The sequence below is a fragment of the Shewanella sp. 1180_01 genome (assembly GCF_052850535.1).
Genome location: NZ_VXCT01000042.1, coordinates 22086 through 44462, shown reverse-complemented (window position 1 = coordinate 44462; position 22377 = coordinate 22086). Strand labels below are relative to the sequence as shown.

At 46.9% G+C, this 22377-nt stretch carries 19 protein-coding genes; 5 read left to right on the top strand and 14 right to left on the bottom strand.

Features of this window, described 5'->3' with window-relative positions; all coding sequences use genetic code 11:
* Positions 1 to 449: 449 nt before the first annotated feature.
* From FW758_RS18060 to FW758_RS18000, 13 genes are all read right to left on the bottom strand, one after another.
* Entirely contained in the window at positions 450 to 1661 is a 1212-nt protein-coding gene (locus FW758_RS18060; RefSeq protein WP_446446113.1) for a PQQ-dependent sugar dehydrogenase, read from the bottom strand.
* Positions 1662 to 1881: 220 nt separating this feature from the next.
* On the bottom strand, positions 1882 to 2640 hold the full coding sequence (locus FW758_RS18055) for a sulfite exporter TauE/SafE family protein (RefSeq protein WP_432320094.1): 759 nt from the start codon (positions 2638 to 2640) through the stop codon (positions 1882 to 1884).
* Positions 2641 to 2750: 110 nt separating this feature from the next.
* Positions 2751 to 3062: a cytoplasmic protein gene (locus FW758_RS18050; protein ID WP_446446112.1), complete on the bottom strand. Its 312-nt coding sequence runs from the start codon at positions 3060 to 3062 to the stop codon at positions 2751 to 2753.
* Positions 3063 to 3100: 38 nt separating this feature from the next.
* A complete protein-coding gene (locus FW758_RS18045) occupies positions 3101 to 3703 on the bottom strand; it encodes a DJ-1/PfpI family protein (protein ID WP_011847240.1) in 603 nt (200 codons plus the stop codon).
* Positions 3704 to 3791: 88 nt separating this feature from the next.
* A complete protein-coding gene (locus FW758_RS18040) occupies positions 3792 to 4193 on the bottom strand; it encodes a hypothetical protein (RefSeq protein ID WP_011847239.1) in 402 nt (133 codons plus the stop codon).
* 343 nt (positions 4194 to 4536) lie between these two features.
* Positions 4537 to 5193 (bottom strand): 3-oxoacid CoA-transferase subunit B, encoded by a 657-nt coding sequence (locus FW758_RS18035; protein ID WP_012089642.1) that lies wholly within the window; start codon positions 5191 to 5193, stop codon positions 4537 to 4539.
* A 127-nt stretch (positions 5194 to 5320) separates the two neighbouring features.
* Positions 5321 to 6025 carry a CoA transferase subunit A gene (locus FW758_RS18030; RefSeq protein WP_006082324.1) on the bottom strand — a complete coding sequence of 235 codons (705 nt, stop codon included), beginning with the start codon at positions 6023 to 6025 and terminating at the stop codon, positions 5321 to 5323.
* 84 nt (positions 6026 to 6109) lie between these two features.
* Positions 6110 to 7033 carry a hydroxymethylglutaryl-CoA lyase gene (locus FW758_RS18025; RefSeq protein ID WP_115334269.1) on the bottom strand — a complete coding sequence of 308 codons (924 nt, stop codon included), beginning with the start codon at positions 7031 to 7033 and terminating at the stop codon, positions 6110 to 6112.
* 1 nt (position 7034) lies between these two features.
* Positions 7035 to 9077, bottom strand: a complete 2043-nt coding sequence (locus tag FW758_RS18020; RefSeq protein WP_446446111.1) for an acetyl/propionyl/methylcrotonyl-CoA carboxylase subunit alpha — start codon at positions 9075 to 9077, stop codon at positions 7035 to 7037.
* Positions 9077 to 9949 (bottom strand): enoyl-CoA hydratase-related protein, encoded by an 873-nt coding sequence (locus FW758_RS18015; RefSeq protein WP_259521832.1) that lies wholly within the window; start codon positions 9947 to 9949, stop codon positions 9077 to 9079. The genes FW758_RS18020 and FW758_RS18015 overlap by 1 nt, the downstream gene beginning before the upstream one ends.
* A gap of 49 nt (positions 9950 to 9998) precedes the next feature.
* Complete coding sequence (locus FW758_RS18010; RefSeq protein ID WP_006082320.1) at positions 9999 to 11606, bottom strand: carboxyl transferase domain-containing protein; 1608 nt, start codon at positions 11604 to 11606, stop codon at positions 9999 to 10001.
* Positions 11607 to 11722: 116 nt separating this feature from the next.
* Positions 11723 to 12892: an isovaleryl-CoA dehydrogenase gene (locus tag FW758_RS18005; RefSeq protein ID WP_115334271.1), complete on the bottom strand. Its 1170-nt coding sequence runs from the start codon at positions 12890 to 12892 to the stop codon at positions 11723 to 11725.
* A 181-nt stretch (positions 12893 to 13073) separates the two neighbouring features.
* Entirely contained in the window at positions 13074 to 13481 is a 408-nt protein-coding gene (locus FW758_RS18000) for a MerR family transcriptional regulator (RefSeq protein WP_006082318.1), read from the bottom strand.
* A gap of 291 nt (positions 13482 to 13772) precedes the next feature.
* On the opposite strand from FW758_RS18000, the gene FW758_RS17995 reads away from it, so the two are divergent.
* The 5 genes from FW758_RS17995 (at position 13773) to FW758_RS17975 (ending at position 21406) form a co-directional block, all read left to right on the top strand.
* Positions 13773 to 15731 (top strand): propionyl-CoA synthetase, encoded by a 1959-nt coding sequence (locus FW758_RS17995; protein WP_446446110.1) that lies wholly within the window; start codon positions 13773 to 13775, stop codon positions 15729 to 15731.
* Between the two features lie 330 nt (positions 15732 to 16061).
* Entirely contained in the window at positions 16062 to 16376 is a 315-nt protein-coding gene (gene sugE, locus FW758_RS17990; protein WP_006085526.1) for a quaternary ammonium compound efflux SMR transporter SugE, read from the top strand.
* 159 nt (positions 16377 to 16535) lie between these two features.
* Entirely contained in the window at positions 16536 to 18062 is a 1527-nt protein-coding gene (gene gndA, locus FW758_RS17985) for an NADP-dependent phosphogluconate dehydrogenase (RefSeq protein ID WP_446446109.1), read from the top strand.
* Between the two features lie 754 nt (positions 18063 to 18816).
* A complete protein-coding gene (locus FW758_RS17980) occupies positions 18817 to 20931 on the top strand; it encodes a S8 family serine peptidase (RefSeq protein WP_446446108.1) in 2115 nt (704 codons plus the stop codon).
* 10 nt (positions 20932 to 20941) lie between these two features.
* A complete protein-coding gene (locus FW758_RS17975) occupies positions 20942 to 21406 on the top strand; it encodes a hypothetical protein (protein WP_006085523.1) in 465 nt (154 codons plus the stop codon).
* Positions 21407 to 21453: 47 nt separating this feature from the next.
* Here FW758_RS17975 and FW758_RS17970 read toward each other — a convergent pair whose 3' ends face one another.
* Complete coding sequence (locus tag FW758_RS17970) at positions 21454 to 22356, bottom strand: LysR family transcriptional regulator (protein WP_446446107.1); 903 nt, start codon at positions 22354 to 22356, stop codon at positions 21454 to 21456.
* Between the last annotated feature and the right edge of the window lie 21 nt (positions 22357 to 22377).

Genomic DNA, 22377 nt, shown 5'->3' with positions numbered 1-22377 from the left:
GCGGATAAGCCCTTGCCATTCGCTAGTAGTTAACGTTTAATAACAGCATGTTATTGAACGGTGACCTTCCTACAGAGGACTTTCACCTCATTAGTTCATGCCCATGCTGGGCGTACACAAGTAAAGGCATTGGACGCGATAAGCCGCGCCCATGCTTTAGGCGTTAACCCATAGAAATTTTTATCCGAAACTGACGAGTTAGAGTTAAGGCTTTAACTCGGAAATGTCCAAAAATGAGTTATCTTGAGTATGAAACTTTAATACTCAATTGCTGTTCTATTTATGCACCTAAGCGCAGATGAGTATGATGCTTTATTTTTCCACGTATTCAATCGGGCGCTGTAGAATCAAGCAAATGTGACGATTCAATATCGAACTTTATTTTTCTCCCACCATTGAGCTTGTTGCACTGTTCAAAAGGCTGTGGTTAAAGCGAGTGCTTAAGATTACTACGGTGAGATCTGGTAAATTTTTGATTTCGCTTCATCGGTCACAAGATAAATCAACCCATCAGGCCCTTGCACGACTGAGCGTAATCTTTGCCCCAATTCATTTTTTAGCAGCCGTTCTTCTTTAATAATCTTGTCGCCATCAAGCACTAAACGCACCAATGTTTTTTCCTTTAGGCTGGCGAGTAAAATATTATTTTTCCACTGCGGAAATTTGTCACCTGTGTAAAATATAAAGCCCGCGGTGGCAATTGAGGGAACCCATTTGTAGACGGGTTGCTCCATTCCAGCTTTGTGGGTGCCTTCGCCGATTTTGCCGCCACCGTAATTCTCACCATAGGTAATCACAGGCCAGCCATAGTTTTTGCCCGCCTCATCAATATTGAGTTCATCGCCGCCCTGCGGTCCATGCTCGCCAGTCCATAATACTTTGCTGGTGGGATTAATGGCCGCGCCTTGCATATTGCGATGACCAATAGACCAAATCTCGGGTAAAGCGCCCGCTGTATTGATGAAGGGGTTATCCTTAGGCACTGAGCCATCGGCATTAATCCGCAGCACTTTGCCTAAATGATTGTCTAATGTTTGGGCGCTATCTTTTTCGCTGTAACGATCGCCAAGTGTGATAAATAAAGTGCCGTCAGGCGCCCACACCAAACGAGATCCAAAATGGTGGCCGCTGTTGATTTTGGGTTGCTGACTAAAAACGCGGCTGAGATTTTCAAGCTTGTTGCCATTAAGCGTGGCAAAGCTCACCGCAGTGCTATTGAGTTCACTTGCATCACCTTCAGCGGGTTCTGAATAACTGAAATAGATTTTTTTGCTGCTGGCAAAATCTGGTGCAAGCACCACATCGAGTAAACCACCTTGTCCCTTGGCATATAGTGGTGGCAAACCCGTTAAGGGTTGGCCCACTTTGCCTGCGGCGCTGACAATGCGCATTCTGCCGGCGCGTTCAGTCACGAGCATGCTGCCGTCGGCTAAAAATGCCATACCCCAGACATTCTCTAACCCTTGGGCTATGGTTTTTACCTGAATATTACCCGCTTCCGTTTTGACGCTAATGGTCGCTGCGCTAGTATTTTGCGCGTAAATAGCGGGTGAGCTTGCAACAAGACACAGGGCAAGACTTAAGGTACTGAGCTTCAAGGCCTTTAGCTTCAAGCTGCATAGTTTCTTCAAGCTGCATAGTTTAAAGGTGATCCGTTTCATCGCTATCCTTAGTCACAGTGCTTTCCTAAATGATGGCTCAGAGTAACAAGCCAGTAACCTAAGGGCAATTTATCGATGTGACCTTGTATCGAAACTGACAGTCTTGTTCCCTTGGGTCCAAGAACTGCGCGTTGGCTAATGTATTAAAAGGCTAACGTATTAAAGAACTAGCGTATTAAAAACCTAATGTATGAAAAGTTTAGCTTAACGCATGAAAAGCCTAGCGCATGAAAAAGCCTAAGGCCATTGCCAAACCGACAATCACAATAAAACCACGCAGCAAGGGCTGTGAAATACGATAGGCCAGCGCCGCGCCCACATAGCCACCAATAATCGCCATCACAGCAAGCAGCAACAGATATTGCCCATCGATAACATTGCCCGCGGCATAAACCACAACGGCGATTGCGGTGAGTAGGGCAGAAATCAGATTTTTAAGACCGTTCATTCCGTGTAGATTGGTCTGCCCCATCAGCCCAAAGCTCGCGAGTAGTATAATGCCTAAGCCACCATTAAAATAACCGCCATAGATACACACAGCCGACAGCATTATCAGTGCTGTCATCCGACTTAACATTGGCGTTGAGGTGTTTTCGCCTTGCTCAGCAATTCTTCGTTTGAGCAACCAAGGGCCAATGATAAAGGCCGCGGTGGCCAGTAAAATCAGCCAAGGGATCAGTTTTGCGAAGACTTGCTCGCTGGTGGTCAGCAAAATACCCGCGCCAATACTGCCGCCGATAAGGGCAATCAAGATCAGATGCTTAAGACTAAGACTCGCCGGATATTCTATATCTTTTCTAAAACGCCAAGCACTGGCGATATAACCGGGTAACAGCGCGGCTGTCCCCGTTGCATTCGCCGCAATCGGTGGAACCCCGACAAACACTAACGCCAAAAGAGTAATAAAACTGCCACCACCGGCAACCGCATTGAGCATGCCGCCTAAAAAGCCAGCGAGTGCAATAATAAGCCAGTCCATAGATACCGCTCCTTTGGACAATGAGAGAGTTAAACAGAGAGTTTATTTGAGTGCTAAGAATGAGTCTGTTCTCGTGAGTCAATCTAAGTACGTCACCCTAACAGGATGATTTAGATATCCCAAATGCCAGACATAAAAATAACTGAAGCTATGGCTTCACTTTGCTCGGTAAAGACATCTTCTCCCCAACAGTTTTGCCCACGTTCTTGATAGTAAACTTCAAAGGTACTGAGCATAGGTGTTCGAATGCAATACCAACCATCGAAGGTATTCTTGGCAAAATGCACCCAATGCTGCGCATCGGCAGTTTGGATTTGCTGAACGAGTAATTCATTTTGTGACAGCAAAGCCGCAAGTTCACTCTGGGTAGTGATCTGGTGCTCGGCTTTTACTGCCCCGAGAAGATTTTTCAGTCTAATCACGCAGTCCCTTGCTTCTTGCTGCGAACCTAAACCACTTGCTAGCGAATTGCAGCTGCTATTGATGATTGGATCAGCGTCTCATAAATATCAGCTTGGCCTGCAGGAATAAGCTGCCTGTGTATTTCGCGGCGTTTTGCACTGTCGAATAAGCGCTCAGCGACCCAGCCGGTTAAATAGAGTGAGGACAGGCAGCCACCCGCGGTGGCAATATTGCCATTGATAACCAGAGCACAGTCTTCTACATCCACGCCCATGGCCACTAATGCGGGTTTTGCATCGGGGTGAGTCGTTGCCGAGATATTGTCGAGTAAGCCTAATTTGGCAAAGAAGAATGACCCCGCGCAGATACTGCCAAGCAATTGCCGTGTGGGATCTAATTTAAGGGCAGACATAAACTCAGTATCTTCGAGCGCGGCTGGCACGCCTTTGTAGCCACTGCTAAATAACACCACGTCGGCATCAGTGACTTCGGCCACATGACCATCGGTTGCAACCGTCATCCCCAAACTCGACCTGTGGCTAGGCTTTGTCCCGAGTACTTTTACTGTCCAATCGGTTTTTGTACGGCCGAGAATATCGCGCATTAAGAAGAAATCGATATCGGTAAATTCATCAAATATCACAATCGCAATCTGGTACATAAGCTTTCCTCTGGCTTTGTGCTGATAGTTGTTTTAGATACGCTTCTCGAATTGTGTAATTTATACAATTATTTGGCGATTTTTAGGGTTAAGGCTTTTTCGATTTTGCGGGTAAGTGATGCCAATTAACTGCGTATCGATATAGGGCTAAACACTGCGGAATGGTCAGCATTAGGATGATCACATAGCCGATATTTGAGCTTATATCTGGTGGATTTGTCGTATTACTGGCCCAATTGATGCCTACATACATCAAGCTCCATACGCAGAATATGGGGAAGAATCGTTGCCACACTTTTTGTGAGAAAAACCGCAATTTATAGACTTGGCCTTGAAGGCCAATTAATCCCTGCAACATCACCAGCCAATTGATAACATCGTACCAAGCGACAGTGGACATCATAGCCGCGCGGTAATTCATGATTAATTGCAGTACACAAAACCAGAAATAGATCCTCCATACCCGCATACCGCTCTCCGTGTTACCCATACCCTAAACTTTTATCGCTATGAACGGTTTGCGAACGACAAATAAGGTATTCGTTCTGCATCTTTATCACGATTTGCAATGAGCCATAGCCTACAAATTGCCGCGTATTATCGCTTTTTAAAGAGGTAATTTGCTCAAATCTAATGAGTTAATCAGGTAATTCATACTAATGAATGAGTGGTGCCATTGACTTGGATTAGCTCTCAAGTCGCAGCGCTAGCTAATTGCTAGATAAACAAAAAGCCCAGAATGATCTTCTGGGCTTTTAAGGTATAAAACTTAGTGCATCAAACTTGAGCATTGATGTTAAGAAGCAAACTTAAACTCTTAGGTTAGAGAACGCTTAAAACACCATTTCGGGTACATGCTCAGGTACGATTAACTTACCGGCGGTTTTGCTGACGATTTCTTCTACGCTGACACCTGGCGCGCGCTCTAGTAGATGGAATGCGCCATCTTTGATTTCGATAAAGGCTAAATCTGTGACGACGCGTTTAATGCAGCCGTAACCTGTTAGCGGCAATTCGCACACGGGTAGCAGCTTAGAATTACCGTATTTATCGGCGTGCATCATAGTCACAATAATGTTTTCAGCGCCAGCGACTAAATCCATCGCGCCGCCCATACCTTTGATGAGTTTGCCGGGGATCATCCATGAGGCGATAGAGCCATTCACATCGACCTCAAAGGCGCCGAGCACGGTTAAGTCCACATGGCCACCACGGATCATGGCAAAGCTTTCCGCCGAGGAGAAAAATGACGCGCCTTTGACGGCGGTAACGGTTTGTTTACCCGCGTTGATTAAATCTGGGTCGATGGCGTCTTCGGTAGGGAATTCACCCATGCCGAGTAGACCATTTTCCGATTGCAGCATCACTTCCATGCCGCTCGGAATATAGTTAGCGACCAGTGTTGGAATGCCTATGCCAAGGTTGACGTAGTAGCCGTCTTTTAATTCTTTGGCGACGCGCTGAGCCAGTTGTTCTCTTGATAATGCCATGATATCTATCCTTTCTATTTGGCTTCGACGCTTTGGTCTTTACTCTTAGGTTTTACCCTTAGTTTTTACTTTAGGGAGCTAAGTGCCAATTGCGTTAACTGTGTTTCAAGGTTTTTGCCTGCGCCTTTTATTTCGCGGCTTTTACCGTGCGCTGCTCGATACGTTTCTCGAACGTGCCTTGAATAACGCGGTCAACATAGATGCCCGGCGTGTGGATATGATCTGGGTCTAGCTCGCCCGGCTCAACAATAAACTCAGCTTCAACCACAGTGATTTTGCCCGCGGTCGCCATCATAGGGTTAAAGTTGGCGGCGGTTTTACGGAACACCAAATTACCCATGGTATCGGCTTTCCATGCGCGCACTAAGGCAAAATCTGCGGTCAGCGACTCTTCTAACACGTAATGGCGACCTTTGATTTCGCGGGTTTCCTTGCCATCAGCGACTGGCGTGCCGTAACCCGTTGCAGTGAAAAATGCCGGAATACCTGCGCCACCTGCGCGGATTTTTTCCGCTAATGTGCCTTGTGGAGTCAAAATCACGTTCAGTTCACCAGAGAGCATTTGTTGCTCGAAAGTGGCGTTTTCGCCCACGTAAGAGGCGATCATAGTGGCGATTTGGCGATGTTTTAACAGTAAGCCAAGGCCAAAGTCGTCAACGCCAGCGTTGTTTGATATCGCCGTTAAACCGTTAACGCCCATCTTAACCATTTGATTGATTAAGCCTTCGGGAATGCCGCACAGGCCAAAGCCGCCGACCATAATGGTCATGTCGTTTGATAAGCCGTTTAACGCTTCTTCATAGCTGCTGACGACTTTATTGAGTCCTGCCATTGTGATGTCCTTTTATGCTGTATAAAACGCGCGGGAAATAACGCGCGTTTTCAATAACGGTTGTTGTCGTTAATTATTGTTGTTCTATTTTGCTAACAGGGCTGTGGCCACTTTCGAGCCGTTGTTGCGATTCAACTGCGTGCTGATCGCTTGCCCTGCCAACGCTAGCTTGTTGAGATCGATACCTGTCTCTAATCCCATGCCGTGCAGCATATACACTAAGTCTTCGGTGGCAAGATTGCCCGACGCGCCTTTGGCATAGGGGCAGCCACCAAGACCTGCAACCGAGGAGTCAAACACCCGCACACCTAAGTCTAAGCAGGCCAAAATGTTAGCTAATGCTTGGCCATAGGTGTCGTGAAAGTGTAGCGCCAGTTTCTCAATAGGCACTCGTTCACTCACAGTTTGCAGCATTCTACGGGCTTTTTGCGGCGTGCCTACACCGATAGTGTCACCGAGTGATATTTCGTAACAGCCCATTTTGTAAAGGATTTCAGACACGCGGGCCACTTCACTGACCGCTATCTCACCTTCGTAGGGGCAGCCGAGCACGCAGGACACATAGCCGCGCACCGGAATATTGTGCGCTTTTGCTAATTCCATCAAAGGGATAAAGCGCTCAATAGACTCTTCAATCGAGCAGTTGATATTGCGCTGACTAAAGCTTTGTGAGGCGGCGCCAAATATCGCTACTTCGGAAGCTTTTGCATCCAGTGCCAGTTCAAAGCCTTTGACGTTGGGTGTGAGCGCGCTATACACCACGCCGCTTTGACGCTGTATTTGCTTGAGCACATCGGCTGAATCGGCCATTTGTGGCACCCATTTGGGTGACACAAAACTGCCGGCTTCGATGCGCTTAAGCCCTGCATCTGCCAGCGATTCAATCAAGGCGATTTTAGCTGCTGTTGGCACAGCGACTTCGTTTTGTAGGCCGTCGCGCGCGCCCATCTCGAAGATACTAACCCTGTCTTTGGCGTCCGCAGCTTGGCTTAGATTGACTAAAGACATCTTAGGCTTCCTTGATCGCGGTTGGCTCGTCTGTCTCTAACGGCTCAACGTTAAGCAAGGTTGCGCCATCGGTCACCAGCTCGCCCGCCTTAAAGTAGAATTCACTGACTATGCCATCAAAGGGTGCTTCTATGGTGTATTCCATCTTCATGGCTTCCATCACTAGCAAACCTTGGCCCGCTTTCACTTGTGTGCCGACATCGACTAAATGGGTCACGACAGTGCCGTTCATGGGCGCTTTTAACTTGTCAGCATTGCTGGCTTGTTCTTCGACCACGAGCGTTTGCACTGCTTTGAAGTGGTAACTGCCAGAGGATAAAAACAGTGTAAAGTCATCACCTTGGGCACTTACTGGCACTTTACTCTTATGGCCGTTGATTTCGGCGAGCAGTAAGTCTTGTTTCAGCTCGCCGTTTAGCAACCAATCTTGACCGTGCAGTGGCAGCTGATACATGCCGCCTAAATCGAGCATCACTAACTGCTGCAATTCATGGGCGTCATCGAGCAGGGCAATATTGTGCTGACTACAACTGTTGAGTCTAAAACCGCTCACTTGACCCCAAGGCGAGTAAGGATCGGCACTGTTGATCGCTTGCGCTTTGGCGGTTTCTTTACGGGCAAGTACTTGATATAGCGCGGCAAAGGCAAGCGCAGTATCAGCTTCGCTTGAAGCTGTGCCAATCAGGGTATCGCCATAACGGCCAATAAAGTCAGTGCTAAAGTCGGCATTGGCAAACGCTGGGTGTTCGGCAATGTTCGCTAAAAACTCAATGTTGTGCTTAAGACCGCTGATTTGATACGACTCTAAGGCATGCACTAAACGCTGCAAGGCGCGCGGGCGCGATTCATCCCAGACGATAAGCTTGGCAATCATAGGATCGTAGAAGTTACTGATCACATCATTTTCGCGAATGCCCGAATCGATACGGACAAACTTGCTTTGCTCGGGTTCACGCAAAAAGTTGAGCTTACCGCTGGCGGGTAAAAATTCATTTTGCGGATCTTCGGCGTAGATACGCACTTCAAAGGAATGGCCGTGAATACGCACTTCATCTTGCTTAAGGGGCAGTGGCTGACCGCTGGCGACCAGCAATTGCCATTTGACTAAATCTTGGCCTGTGACCATTTCAGTCACTGGATGCTCAACCTGCAGACGGGTGTTCATCTCCATGAAATAGAAGCTATTGTCCGTATCTAACAGAAACTCTACCGTTCCCGCGCCAACATAATCGATGGCTTTAGCTGCCGCGACGGCCGCATCACCCATTTGGGCGCGCAGTGCATCGCTTAAGCCTGGTGCTGGTGCCTCTTCGACCACTTTTTGGTGGCGACGTTGAATCGAGCAGTCGCGATCCGATAAGTAAATCGCGTTACCAAAGGTGTCGGCAAACACTTGTACTTCGACGTGGCGCGGCTGGCGTAAATAACGCTCCATCAATAACTTATCGTTACCAAAAGAAGAGGCCGCTTCACGGCGCGCCGAGTTAACGGCTTCCATGATTTCGCCTTCATTCTCGACGATACGCATGCCTTTACCGCCGCCGCCATACGCCGCTTTAATCAGCATAGGGAAGCCGATTTTCAGTGCCTCGGCTTTTAAGGTCGCGTCGGTTTGGTCATCGCCGTGGTAACCGGGCACTAAGGGCACGTTTGCCGCCGTCATAATAGATTTAGCGGCGCTTTTGCTGCCCATGGCATCGATAGCATCACTGCCTGGGCCAACAAAGGCGATGCCTGCTGCTTCACATTTACGGGCAAAGTCGGCGTTTTCAGATAAGAAACCATAACCAGGGTGAATGGCTTGGGCGCCGGCTTTTTTGGCGATGTCGATAATCAAATCGCCCTTTAAATAGGAGTCTGCCGGCGCACTGCCACCTAGATAGAAAGATTCGTCGGCCATGGCGACATGGCGCGCTTCTTTATCGGCATCGGAATATAGGGCAACGGTGCGAACACCCATGGCATGGGCGGTTTTGATGATGCGACAGGCGATTTCACCGCGGTTAGCAATCAATAGCTTGGTAAACATTTGCTTGGTTAACATCAAAGGGCTCCTTGGGTATCACTTGGCTTTTGCGTGGGGGGAGTTGAGAGCGCTTGTTGCCAATTAGGCAGACGTTTCTCAAAAAAGGCGTTTAAGCCTTCTTGGCCCTCGGTTGATACCCGAATGCGGGCGATACGCTCGCTAGTGTAATCAATGGTGTTTTGGTCTATCACGCCATCTTCAAGATGCGACAGCAGTGTTTTGACCCACGCCATGCCTTGTGGACTATTGGCAAGTAGCGCATCAATCATTGGCTTTGCGGCGGCATCTAAGTCATCGCTGATCTCATGAATGACATTAAGCTTTAATGCGGTGTCTGCACTAAAACGCTCAGCCGTTAACATGTAGCGGCGCGATGCGCGGTTACCCATAGCGCGGGCAACGTAAGGGCTTATCACCGCAGGAATTAATCCGAGTTTCACTTCGCTCAAACAAAAACTGGCGCGCGTCGTGGCAATAGCGATATCGCTGGCGCAAATTAGCCCCAGTGCGCCGCCAAAGGCTGCGCCTTGCACTAATGCAATGGTGGGCTTAGGAAAGGTATCTAAATCCTGCATCAGTTTTGCTAAGGCTTTGGCATCATTTAGATTTTGCTCAAAGTCCATTTTGGCTTGTTTGCGCATCCAATTAAGATCGGCGCCGGCGCTGAAGTTTTTGCCGTTCGCTTTGAGTACCAGCACTTGGCATTGCTTGTGCTCAGCAAAATAGCTAAGGACGCTAATCATCTCGCTAATCATCACTTCATCGAAGGCGTTGTGTACTTCTGCGCGATCAAGGATTAACTCGGCAACGCCGTTATTGAGTGCGTAGCTCACGTGCTGCAAGTTGCTTAAATCCTTTATGTCGCTAGTGCTGTTTAATCTGTCGGTCATTATTCTTTCCCCTATCTTCTTGTGTGACATATGTTTTTCACATGTGCCTTTACATACGGAACACACCAAAGCGGGTGTCTTCGATAGGGGCGTTTAACGCCGCCGATAGGGCAAGGCCGACCACATCGCGGGTTTGCGCTGGGTCAATAATGCCGTCATCCCATAAACGGGCGCTGGCATGATACGGATGACCTTCTTTGTCGTACTGGGCGACAATTGGCGCTTTAAAGGCTTTTTCAGCTTCAGCCGACCATTCTTCTCCTTTACGGGCTAAACCGTCGCGGCGCACTGTGGCGAGTACGCCAGCCGCTTGCTCGCCGCCCATCACAGAGATACGGGCGTTAGGCCACATCCACATCATGGTCGGTTCGAACGCGCGGCCACACATGCCGTAGTTACCTGCGCCGTAGCTGCCGCCGATAATCACAGTAAATTTAGGCACATTGGCGCAAGAAACCGCGGTCACCATTTTAGCGCCGTGTTTAGCTATGCCTTCGTGTTCGTACTTTTTACCCACCATAAAGCCGGTGATGTTTTGCAGGAACAGCAGCGGAATTTTGCGCTGGCAGCACAGTTCAATAAAGTGTGCGCCTTTTTGCGCCGACTCTGAGAACAGAATGCCGTTGTTGGCGACGATACCGACAGGGTAACCGTGAATACGGGCAAACCCGCACACTAAGGTTGCGCCGTAGTTGGCTTTAAACTCATCAAAATCAGAATCATCGACGATACGGGCGATCACTTCCTTGACATCAAAGGGCTTTTTCAAGTCGGTGCCGACAATGCCGTACAGTTCGCTAATGTCAAATCTTGGCGGCTTGACTGGGCTCAGCAGTGATTTGATTTCTTTTTGATGATTAAGGCGTGATACCGCGCGGCGGGCAAGCTCCAGCGCGTGCTCATCGTTTTGCGCTAAATGGTCCGCCACGCCGGAAATTTTGGTGTGCACTTCGGCGCCGCCCAGTTCTTCGGCGCTAACTTCTTCGCCAGTGGCCGCTTTCACTAATGGCGGGCCCGCTAAGAAGATAGTGCCTTGATCTTTTACGATAATGGATTCATCCGCCATGGCGGGCACGTAGGCACCACCTGCGGTACATAAGCCCATGACCACAGCGATTTGTGGGATACCTTTGGCGGACATTTGCGCTTGGTTGTAAAAGATACGGCCGAAATGGTCGCGGTCTGGGAACACTTCATCTTGGCGGGGCAGGTTAGCGCCGCCCGAGTCGACTAAATAAATACAAGGCAAGTGACAACGGCTGGCAATATCTTGGGCGCGAAGGTGTTTTTTGACGGTAATCGGGTAGTAAGTGCCGCCTTTCACTGTGGCGTCGTTGGCGATGATCATGCATTCCACGCCACTCACACGGCCGATACCGGCAATAATGCCCGCTGCGGGCACTTCTTCGTCGTAGACTTCAAACGCCGCAAATTGCGACAGTTCTAAAAAGGGTGAACCTGCATCGAGCAGCTTTTCAACCCGTTGACGTGGCAGTAATTTACCACGGGATAAATGGCGCTCCAGCGCCACTGGGCCGCCGCCGAGTTCGATTTTATTGAGTTTAGTTTTAAGATCGGCCACTAGGGCGGCCATATCGTCGGATTTTGCTTTAAATTCATCGCTACGGGCGTTGATACGACTGCTTATTTGCGTCACTTTGATTGTCCTTATAAAGCGGAAACTCGGTATCACCTTGCTCGAATGGGTGGCGCAAACTGTAAATTACAGTGAGGGGCTACCCATTCACTTGTGAGAGATTATTGGAACTCGCGTTATTTCGACTCATTGAACAGTTCGCGGCCAATCAGCATGCGGCGAATTTCAGAGGTGCCCGCGCCGATTTCATACAGCTTGGCATCACGCAGTAAACGGCCGGTGGCGTATTCGTTCACATAACCATTACCGCCCAGCAGTTGGATTGCATCCAGTGCCATTTTAGTGGCGAGTTCTGCGCTATACAGAATGGCGCCAGCGGCGTCTTTACGGGTGGTTTCACCGCGATCGCAGGATTTTGCCACCGCATACACGTAGGATTTGGCGGCATTCATGCCGGTATACATGTCGGCTAACTTACCTTGTACCAGTTGGAATTCACCAATCGATTTACCAAATTGCTCACGCTCGTGGATGTAAGGTACAACGATATCCATGCAGGCGTTCATGATCCCCAGCGGGCCGCCAGAAAGCACGACGCGCTCGTAATCTAAGCCGCTCATCAGCACTTTTACGCCGTTGTTGAGGCCACCTAAAATGTTTTCTTCTGGCACTTCCACGTCTTCAAACACTAATTCGCAGGTGTTAGAGCCGCGCATGCCGAGTTTGTCGAGTTTTTGTGCTTGGCTGAAACCTTTCGAATCACGCTCAACGATAAAGGCGGTAATACCGTGTGCACCTTTGGTTAAGTCAGTTTTGGCGTAAATCACATAGGTGTGTGCATCGGGGCCGTTGGTGATCCACATCTTGTTGCCGTTTAAGATGAAACGGTCGCCTTCTTTACGGGCGTGTAACTTCATTGATACTACGTCAGAACCTGCGTTTGGCTCACTCATGGCGAGTGCGCCAATATGTTCACCGCTCACCAGTTTTGGCAGATACTTGGCTTTTTGCGCGGCATTACCGTTACGGTTGATTTGATTGACACACAGGTTTGAGTGGGCGCCATAACTTAGGCCGATAGAGGCCGATGCTCGGGAGATTTCTTCCATCGCCACGACGTGGGCAAGGTAGCCCATGTTCGCGCCGCCGAACTCTTCAGCGACGGTTACGCCGAGCAGTCCCATACTCCCTAGCACAGGCCAAAGTTCATTGGGGAAGGCGTTGTCGTGATCCACTTTCGCGGCAATCGGGGCGATTTCGTGAGTGGCAAAATCCTGCACCGCATCGCGCAGCATGTCGACGTCTTCGCCTAGGCCAAAATTCAGACTTGTGTAGAGAGAGTTCATTGCTTGTGTCCTTTCAGATGTTCTAATTTCAGATGGTTAAACTCTGATGTTTAAATTTATAGTTTTTATGATTTTTAGGTGCTTGAGTCTTTTAAATCTTGTACTTAATCCTAGTGCTAACATCCTGCGTCTTGAGATGCGCGAGTCAATCATATTGACTTGATCTTGTTGTCACTGGGATTTAGGCTTTTGCCGTTTTGTTATCCTCTAAGGCTAAGCGGCATTGCTGCTCGGCGGAATTGAGTTCCATCAACACGACTTTAATGTCGTCCATTTGCTGCTGTAGGGCGGATTTCTTTTCTTCCACTAGCGCTAGCATGGTATTGAGCTGTGAGGTGCTGCTCTTGTCGGCATCGTATAATTCGAACAAGCGACGGGTTTCTGCCAACGAAAAGCCCAAGCGTTTACCGCGAAGAATGAGCTTGAGGCGCACTCTGTCTTTGAGGCTATAAATACGGGTTTGGCCGCGGCGTTTAGGCTTAAGTAAACCTTGGTCTTCGTAAAAACGAATACTACGAGTAGTGATATCAAACTCTTTTGAGAGATCACTGATCGAGTAAGTCGTTTGTGGTGTGTTCGTTGCGCTCATTCATGCACCCTAAATAATCAGTTTTAAGCAAGATATATGAAGTTTACGTAAAGGTAAAGATTTTGGCTTTTATTCTGTTGGCAAAAAAGTGTCAATCCCAATTGCCATAAGCCTGTGCAGCGAGATTAAAACGAGTGCTTTAAATTAGTGTTCTCGCATAAAACCACATATCTTTTCTGGTTATAGGCTAACGTCTAATAGTGGGCTTGATGCCCCCCTGTTAATAATGGTCGTTGGAAGGGGTAGTTATTGCGGCTGACGATTTTAGCCGCAGTCCTGATTGGAGGACATATGTTGACCGAACAGCAAAATGCATCTGTAGCGCAAGCCGCAAATCAAAAACAGAACCAACAAAAACATCAAGCGTTGCACCAAGCATCCTTGCTTAATAAAGCCGAATTCTGGGGAGAAGCGGCGAAGACGCTCGATTGGATTAAACCTGCGCACACTGTGCTCGATGAATCGCAGGCGCCGTTTTATCACTGGTTCGCCGATGGTGAGATGAACACTTGTTACAACGCCGTCGACCGCCATGTGTTGGCCGGACGCGGTGACCAAGTGGCGATCCAGTACGTGAGCCCAGTAACGGACACTGAATACGGCATTAGCTACGCGGAGCTACAGGCTCAAGTGAGCCGACTCGCGGGCTTTATGCAATCAATTGGTATCGGGAAGGGCGACCGTGTGGTGATTTATATGCCTATGGTGCCGGAAACCGCTTTCGCTATGTTGGCCTGTGCCCGCATAGGTGCGATTCATTCTGTGGTCTTTGGTGGCTTTGCCGCCAATGAACTCGCGACTCGGATTAACGATGCCAAACCTAAATTGGTCTTGTCGGCATCTTGCGGCATCGAGCCTTCGGGCGTGATTCCTTATAAACCTTTGCTAGACAAAGCGTTAGCTCAGTCAGTACATCAGGTTGATTACTGCCTGATTTTAAATCGCAGCCAGTATCAGGCTGATTTACTTGAGGGCCGTGACTTAGATTGGCAAGCTGCATTAGCGACTGCGCCTAAGGCCGATTGTGCCGCGCTTAAGGCCACCGATCCCTTGTATGTACTTTATACCTCAGGCACCACGGGTCAGCCTAAAGGTGTGGTGCGCGATAATGGCGGCCATGCTGTGGCTCTGGCTTGGTCGATGCAACATATTTACGATATTCAAGCGGGCGATGTGTTTTGGGCTGCGTCTGATGTGGGCTGGGTTGTGGGTCACTCATACATAGTGTACGGACCACTGCTGGTGGGCGCCACAACCTTAATGTATGAAGGCAAACCTGTCGGTACGCCCGATCCCGGCGCTTTTTGGCGCACGATTGCCAAATATAAAGTCAAAAGTTTTTTCACCGCGCCGACGGCCATTCGCGCAATCAAGCGTGAAGATCCTGATGGTGAGTATCTACAAGGTGTTGATTTAGCGTGTCTTAAAAACGTGTTTTTGGCAGGTGAACGTTGCGATCCCGACACTTTAGTTTGGGCACACACTAAACTCGCTAAACCTGTTATCGATCACTGGTGGCAAACCGAAACGGGTTGGCCAGTCGCGGCAAATTTGATGGGCACAGCGCCCGTCGCCATTAAGCCGGGTTCACCCGCTTTACCTGTGCCTGGTTATGCGGTTGAAGTAGTGGATGAATTGGGTGAACAAGTTGCGCCCAATACCTCGGGGAATGTGGTGATCAAGCTGCCTTTGCCGCCGGGAACCTTAACTACATTGTGGCAAAATGATCAACGCTATCAAGATAGTTACTTGTCTATGTATCCAGGTTATTACTTAACTGGCGATGCGGGTTATACCGATGAAGACGGTTATCTCTACATTATGAGTCGTATCGATGACATCATAAATGTAGCAGGACACAGGCTATCGACCGGACGTTTTGAAGAAGTATTGTGTCAACACCCTGATGTGGCCGAAGCGGCTGTGATTGGTGTGGATGACCAGCTTAAAGGTCAAGTTCCCCTCGGATTAGTGGTACTCAAGAAAGGCGTGACGATCAGCGATGAAGAGCTGCATAAACAGTTAATTACGCTGGTACGCCAAGAAATTGGTCCTGTCGCCTCCTTTAGGTTAGTGAGTGCGATTCAAAAATTGCCTAAAACGCGCTCAGGGAAGATTCTACGCGGTACTATGCGAAAAATTGCCGATAATCAGCAATATACTGCACCTGCGACCATAGAAGATCCACAGACCTTAGAGCTAGTACGCACCGCACTCACTCGCATGGGTTATGCCGATGCCTTAGTGTAAGAAATAGAGCGTAAAGGCTTTTATATAAAGAGTGTAAAGGTCTTATTGAGAGTAGAAATATCAAGGCGATAGTAAACTGACCAAGCTTGCTATCGCTTTTTTGTTTACGGCACTTTTATTCAGTTAGGATCAGATTACTTAGTTAGGATCAGAGATTGAAGTTTCTACCTTAAATTTGCTAGTCTTGCAGGCTCATCATGAGCAGCTATTACGTACTGCTGTCATGTACAGCTATATCACCTATAGTTTTTACGGTAATCACATGGCTTAGGGACGACCCTAAATACGCCTAATCTAACATGGGGACGACCCCTTTTTTGGGAGTTCACTATGAGTTGGTTCTTATTAGTCCTTGCGGGTTTATTCGAAATTGGTTGGGCCATAGGGCTTAAATATACCGAAGGTTTCACGCGTTTGTGGCCAAGTATCTTTACAGTGGCGTCGATGGCCGTGAGTGTGTTGCTACTCGGACTCGCGGTTAAGCAACTGCCCATCGGTACTGCTTACGGTGTGTGGGTCGGTATTGGCGCCATGGGTACAGCTATTGCTGGAATTATCCTGTTAGGAGAAGGAGTTAGCTTACTGAAAATCGCCAGTTTGATACTGATCTTACTGGGGGTTTTAGGGCTTAAACTCGCCCATTAATTGACGCTTATATTGGATAAATGAGACGTAAACGATTGGTGCTTTCAGCACAATCGAAATTGCCAATCGTATGTCTCTGGTAATTAAGTTACAAAGATCGGTATAATTACCCCTCAAAATTGGTTAGCTCTAACCTCTGTGACCCGTGGGAATTATATAATGCAAAACCACAGCAATCTTAATGATATCGGCGTAATTGGCCTTGGCGTTATGGGTAAAAACCTCGCGCTAAACATCGCGGATAACCAATATCACGTCAGCGCATTTGATCTCGATCCTGTTAAAGTTAATGGTGTTATACAGCAAGAAAAACAGGAACGTGCTGGACTCGAACCTCGCATTCTTGGCTGTGCTAATCTTACCGAAATGTTAGCCAGTCTCACAAAACCCCGCATTCTTGTGCTTTCTGTTCCCGCGGGCGCACCCGTCGATGGTGTCTGTAGTGCTTTGATTTCTGCCGGAATTGAGTCAGATGATATCGTTATCGATACCGGTAACAGCCTATGGACCGACACTGTTGAGCGTGAAGCGCGCTACAAAGGTCAATTTGTATTTTTCAGCTCTGCGGTTTCGGGCGGTGAAGTCGGTGCGCGTTTCGGTCCATCACTTATGCCAAGCGGCGATATCGATGCATGGCATCACGTTGCACCTATTTGGAAAGCCATTGCCGCTAAGGTTGATGCAAGTACAGGTTTACCCATAGAGCGCTTCGAACCGGGTAATCCAGTGACAGAAGGCGAGCCATGCACGACTTATATTGGTCCTGCGGGTTCTGGCCATTACGTGAAGATGGTGCACAACGGTATTGAATATGCTGATATGCAGTTGATTTGCGAAGCCTATCAAATGCTGCATGACGGTTTAGGCATGAGCGCTGCAGAAGTGGGCGATGTGTTTGAACGCTGGAACAAAGGCAGCTTAAACAGCTATTTGATGGGGATCAGTGCCGAAGTCTTAAAACAGGCCGATCCATTAACGGGTAAACCGTTGGTGGAAATGATCTTAGATAAAGCGGGCCAAAAAGGCACGGGTTTGTGGACGGCCGTAAGCAGTTTACAAATTGGTTGTCCGGCACCGACGATTGCTGAAGCTGTATATGCTCGCGCCGTAAGTACCCAAAAATCCTTACGTTTACAACTTAGCCAGAAATTGGCTGGGCCAAATGCACCTGCTATCGATGATGCGCAAAAAGCGCAGTTGATTGAAGCCCTTGAAAGTGCTTTATATTGCGCGAAAGTGTGTTGTTACGCGCAAGGCTTCCAGTTGATGGCGATGACGGCCCATGAACAAAAATGGCAGTTAGACTTTGCTGAAATTGCAAAAATTTGGCGTGCGGGTTGTATTATTCGCGCGACGTTCTTGCAATCAATCACTCAAGCCTATGAAGATAATGCCGATCTTAGCAATCTGTTGATGGCCGACAGTTTTGCGTCAGCCTTATCTGAACAGCAAGGCCTGTGGCGCACTGCGGTAGCGACAGCGGTAATGCAAGGCATTCCTGCACCATGTATTAGTTCGGCACTGGCGTATTATGACAGTTACCGCTGCGAAACATTACCAGCAAACTTGCTCCAAGGTCAGCGTGACTTTTTCGGCGCTCACACCTTCGAGCGGATCGATACCCCTGTAGGCGAGAAATACCACTTAGATTGGAGCGCTAAAGAGCGCACCTTAGCTAAGGTCTAATGTTCGTGAAAACTCGTATATAGTATTTTATAAAGACCCTCAATATTGAGGGTTTTTTTATGCTTGCACGAAATGACAATTAACTCATTAGCGCCAAAGATAATAGTTTATTTCCGCAATAGCCTATTACTTTTCGAGATTAACCTTATGCCTTGGGTTATAAAGTTAAATATGAGTTTGTAAGATCAAGTTGATGAATTCTAGTCTTCTGAGTATGGTTAGTGATACTTATATGTATTCTCTCTTTTCAATCCGCCATAAGAATAGTTTTTTAATAATATTGCTGTTCGGCATTTAGACTAAGTATGTTTTGTCATACTAGCTTTAGCGTATTTATTTCTCACATTAATAGGTGTTCCATGCTGTAAAATATACATCTTTCGTAAAGATGTAACAATTTATTTTAAATTTTAAACATTCTACTAAATAGCTTTTATTAACTCAAATATTTGTGATCTTATATTAACTTTTTGATTTTGTTTAAATTATTTGATTTTACAAATGAGGTGCTAAGGTTGTTGCTATTTTTGCGCATGGATGATTAGTCCACATTAAATCTACTTTTCTGTTTATTGTTGTTTTCATTTTGATTACTTGTGTGTTAAAAGATGTATCGCCATCAAATGCTAATATTGGTTTTTTGGTGGTTAAATAATAACTAAAATAACAGTATTTAATGCGGATAAAAGGCGAGTGAATTCTAGCTATCCAATATTAAATTATAAGATGTAATGACAAGAAGGAATGTCTATCTATGCGTATGTCCATTGTTGCATTAAGCATCACGGCCGCCTTATTGGCAGGTTGTGGAAGTGACAAAAAGGCTCCAGAGCCAGTCGCTAAGATCAACACAGCACCAACAACTGCTGATATGACCATTGATGTGTCGCAGTCTCTATTATTTACTGGCAAATTAGACGCGACAGATGCCGAAGGCGGTTTGACTTACTCTTTAGTTGATCCAACTGATTTAAAACTAGGTACTTTGACTTTAGTTAATAAAAGTACCGGTGAATTTACTTATGCTTCCAATGCCAGTGAAGGCACTGATGTTGTCAGATTTAAAGTATCTGACGGTCAGTATCAAGCTGAGGGCACATTAACAATTCATATCAAAAATGGCGATCCCTTATATGCTTATCAATGGCATTTGAAAAACACAGGCCAGAATTCTTTTGCATTGAATCGTGGTATCGCTGGCGAAGACATGAATGTTAGTGAAGCAATTTCAAAGCAAGTTATGGGTCAAGGCATCACAGTTGCCGTTGTGGATGATGGCTTGGAAATTTCTCATCCTGATCTGGTGAATAATACTGTCAAGGGAGGATCGTATAATCTGATCACAGGTTCAGTTGATCCTACACCTTTTTCTGGTGAATCTGGTCACGGCACTGCAGTGGGCGGGATTATCGCAGCAGAAGGTTGGAACGGTATTGGTGGTCGTGGTGTCGCCCCAAAGGCACAACTAATTGGTTTTAACTTCTTAGATTCCGATCCGACAGGTAAAGTGACAAATGTTCAAACATTTGAAAACTTTACTAAATCACATGGCGCTAGTGCTTACAGCGATAGTGCCCGTGTTTTTAACCAAAGCTATGGTTACAGTGTTCCTTTCCCACACGGTTTTGATGAGGATGAGTCTGAGGTATATCGCGATGTGGCCACTCAGAGCTTTGATGGAAAAGGGAGTATTTTTGTTAAATCTGCAGGTAATGGTTATGACTATTACCGTTTCAGCACCTTTTGGCTTCCAGGTGATTATTTTTCTGCTACAGCCGAAAACCCTGCTAACCATGGATTACCTTTCCATAATTCAAACATGTCCAGTGATAATGCAAACGTCTACAACTTAGTCGTTAGTGCAATTAATGCTAAAGGCGTGTTATCGAGCTATTCATCTGTAGGGTCTAATATTTTTGTCACTGCTCCAGGTGGCGAATATGGTGAAGTTAATCCAGCGATTGTAACAACAGACCGTGTAGGTTGTGAAAATGGATCTGCGATTGCAGAAGATCGCCCAAGCACACCGTTCCACGGTGGGTTACATCCTTTAAACTCAAATTGTGATTACACTTCGACAATGAACGGTACATCTTCAGCTGCACCAAATACTTCAGGTGCAGTCGCCGTGATCATGAGTGCAAACCCAGATTTGACGTGGCGTGATGTACGCAATGTTCTTGCCAAGACTTCAACCAAAGTGAATGCTGATATTGCGGCTAAAACCGTTACTATTGGTGAGGGCGATGCCGCTCAAGAATATGTTGCTATTCCGGAATGGCAAGAAAACGCCGCTGGTTATTCATTCCATAATTTTTATGGTTTTGGCCGAGTTAACGTAAGCGAAGCGGTAAAATTGGCTAAATCCTATGCTGAGGATTTAGGTGAATACGTGGTAACTGAATGGCAAGCGAGCCAAGAATTGGCAAAACCTATTCCTGATGCGGACGTCAATGGTGTTAGTGATACTCAGATGGTAGCGGATGATTTAATCATTGAAGCTGTACAAATCGAGTTAACGGCAGATCACTTACGTCTACCGGATCTTGCTGTTGAGCTAATATCTCCAGCAGGAACGAAAAGTGTATTAATGACACCTTATAATGGTTTGGTATATCAAGGAGTTATGGATAAAACAGATCCTGAAGATCTCATTACAGGCTTTGATGCAACGCCTATGCTGTCTAATGCTTTCTATGGTGAATCAGCTAAGGGAGAATGGACTATCAAGCTTATTGATGTGAATAGTGGTAACTATAGATTTATTAAGTATGATCAAGGTTATATCTCTATTCCTAATGAAGCTGATGGAAAACTAAAAGGTTGGTCAATTCGTTTCCATGGCCATGCTGCCAAGTCTGCATCTTAAGGAGTATTAAATGAAAGCGTTGAATTTATCATTAGTTGCAGTTGCTCTTACGTTATCTGCACAAGTTATGGCACATGACAAAGTTGATTTGGTTGAACCTCAAGGTGAAACACAAGGCGTCACAGTCAGTCGTGCTGAATTTTTGGGTACTGACAACCAATATTTTGTCAAAACTGATGCTGGCGTGAAGCAAGCGAAACAGTTAACAAAAGGACAGAAAGTAGTGACTCAGTCTGGTAAGCCATTTGCAGAAATGACAGGTAAATTGGTTGTTAAGCTTAAACCTGGCGTTTCAGCTGAGGATTTTGCAAAAGTTCATGGCCTGAAAGTGGATTGGCAAAACAAGAGTAATTTACTCTTGTTAGCCGCTGAAGATGGCACTGATCTCATCAACCTAGTGAACGCGATTAAAGCGTCCCCTGAAGTTGAACGAGCTAAGTTAGACCGCGCCATTGCCAAGCAAGAAGTGCAGTAATTTTTGTTTGATTTAAAAGGGCCTATTGGCCCTTTTTTACTTTGGCGTTATGTTTTAAATTCATCTACAGAAAAAGCGATCAGCTTTTGCCAGAGTGCTTGGGCGACTGGGCCTAAAGGCGAGTGGGGTTTTCGCATCACATAGTAATCGAGTTGAATGTTGTTTTGTCTTTCGCGTAGATCCAATGCAATCAATACACCTTGTTTGAGTGAATCTTCAATCATATAGTGCGGCAGTTTGCCCCAGCCCATGCCACTTTGAATAAGCATTTTCTTGGTATCAAAATCATTAACATACCAACGTCGTTGCCCCGCCTGTACCCCAAACTCAATATTCGCAGTACCTGAGCCCGTATCTTGGATCACGATTTGATATTCGTTAACGAGCTCTCGTGCGTAGCTCAGTGTCGGATGACGCTCAAGCATGCGCGGCGCGGCGACATCGAGCAGGCTACCGGAAAAAAGATAGGCTAATTCTAAATGGCTCGAACGTATGGGTTCAATTCCGCCCGCAGAGATGATGATTTCAGCTTTATCTTGATTCAACGCTTCGAGTGCACCAGTTAAAAATTCTTGTTTGAGAATAATTTGGGTATAGGGGAACTCATTTTGAGTCAGTTCTAAAATCGGTAGAATTCGAGCGAGATTGAAAGAAGCTTCAAAAGCTAAGGTGATACTTGCTTCGTTGCCTTTGGCTAAATGTTTCGCGACTTGCTTCATTTCCTGCGCTTCATTGAGTACCCGCTGGGTATGTTGCAGCAGTTTTCGGCCTTGCTCTGTGATGGCGAGTCGATAACCTTCACGGTTAAATAAGATGAGGTCGAGTTGAGATTCTAACTGTTTGATACTTTGACTAATGGCGGGTTGGGTTTTATGTAGCTTGTCACTGGCGGCTTTGAGTGAGCCCGCCTCAGCCACGGTTTTAAACATCAGCAGTTGGTCTAAGGTCACTGGGATTGCTCGCAAGTCATA

Bases quoted from the DNA above. Each gene is read 5' to 3' on its own strand.
- FW758_RS18060 (WP_446446113.1), bottom strand. From the start codon at position 1,661: ATGAAACGGATCACCTTTAAACTATGCAGCTTGAAGAAACTATGCAGC.
- FW758_RS18055 (WP_432320094.1), bottom strand. From the start codon at position 2,640: ATGGACTGGCTTATTATTGCACTCGCTGGCTTTTTAGGCGGCATGCTC.
- FW758_RS18045 (WP_011847240.1), bottom strand. From the start codon at position 3,703: ATGTACCAGATTGCGATTGTGATATTTGATGAATTTACCGATATCGAT.
- FW758_RS18040 (WP_011847239.1), bottom strand. From the start codon at position 4,193: ATGGGTAACACGGAGAGCGGTATGCGGGTATGGAGGATCTATTTCTGG.
- FW758_RS18035 (WP_012089642.1), bottom strand. From the start codon at position 5,193: ATGGCATTATCAAGAGAACAACTGGCTCAGCGCGTCGCCAAAGAATTA.
- FW758_RS18030 (WP_006082324.1), bottom strand. From the start codon at position 6,025: ATGGCAGGACTCAATAAAGTCGTCAGCAGCTATGAAGAAGCGTTAAAC.
- FW758_RS18025 (WP_115334269.1), bottom strand. From the start codon at position 7,033: ATGTCTTTAGTCAATCTAAGCCAAGCTGCGGACGCCAAAGACAGGGTT.
- FW758_RS18020 (WP_446446111.1), bottom strand. From the start codon at position 9,077: ATGTTAACCAAGCAAATGTTTACCAAGCTATTGATTGCTAACCGCGGT.
- FW758_RS18015 (WP_259521832.1), bottom strand. From the start codon at position 9,949: ATGACCGACAGATTAAACAGCACTAGCGACATAAAGGATTTAAGCAAC.
- FW758_RS18005 (WP_115334271.1), bottom strand. From the start codon at position 12,892: ATGAACTCTCTCTACACAAGTCTGAATTTTGGCCTAGGCGAAGACGTC.
- FW758_RS18000 (WP_006082318.1), bottom strand. From the start codon at position 13,481: ATGAGCGCAACGAACACACCACAAACGACTTACTCGATCAGTGATCTC.
- FW758_RS17995 (WP_446446110.1), top strand. From the start codon at position 13,773: ATGTTGACCGAACAGCAAAATGCATCTGTAGCGCAAGCCGCAAATCAA.
- sugE (WP_006085526.1), top strand. From the start codon at position 16,062: ATGAGTTGGTTCTTATTAGTCCTTGCGGGTTTATTCGAAATTGGTTGG.
- gndA (WP_446446109.1), top strand. From the start codon at position 16,536: ATGCAAAACCACAGCAATCTTAATGATATCGGCGTAATTGGCCTTGGC.
- FW758_RS17980 (WP_446446108.1), top strand. From the start codon at position 18,817: ATGCGTATGTCCATTGTTGCATTAAGCATCACGGCCGCCTTATTGGCA.
- FW758_RS17975 (WP_006085523.1), top strand. From the start codon at position 20,942: ATGAAAGCGTTGAATTTATCATTAGTTGCAGTTGCTCTTACGTTATCT.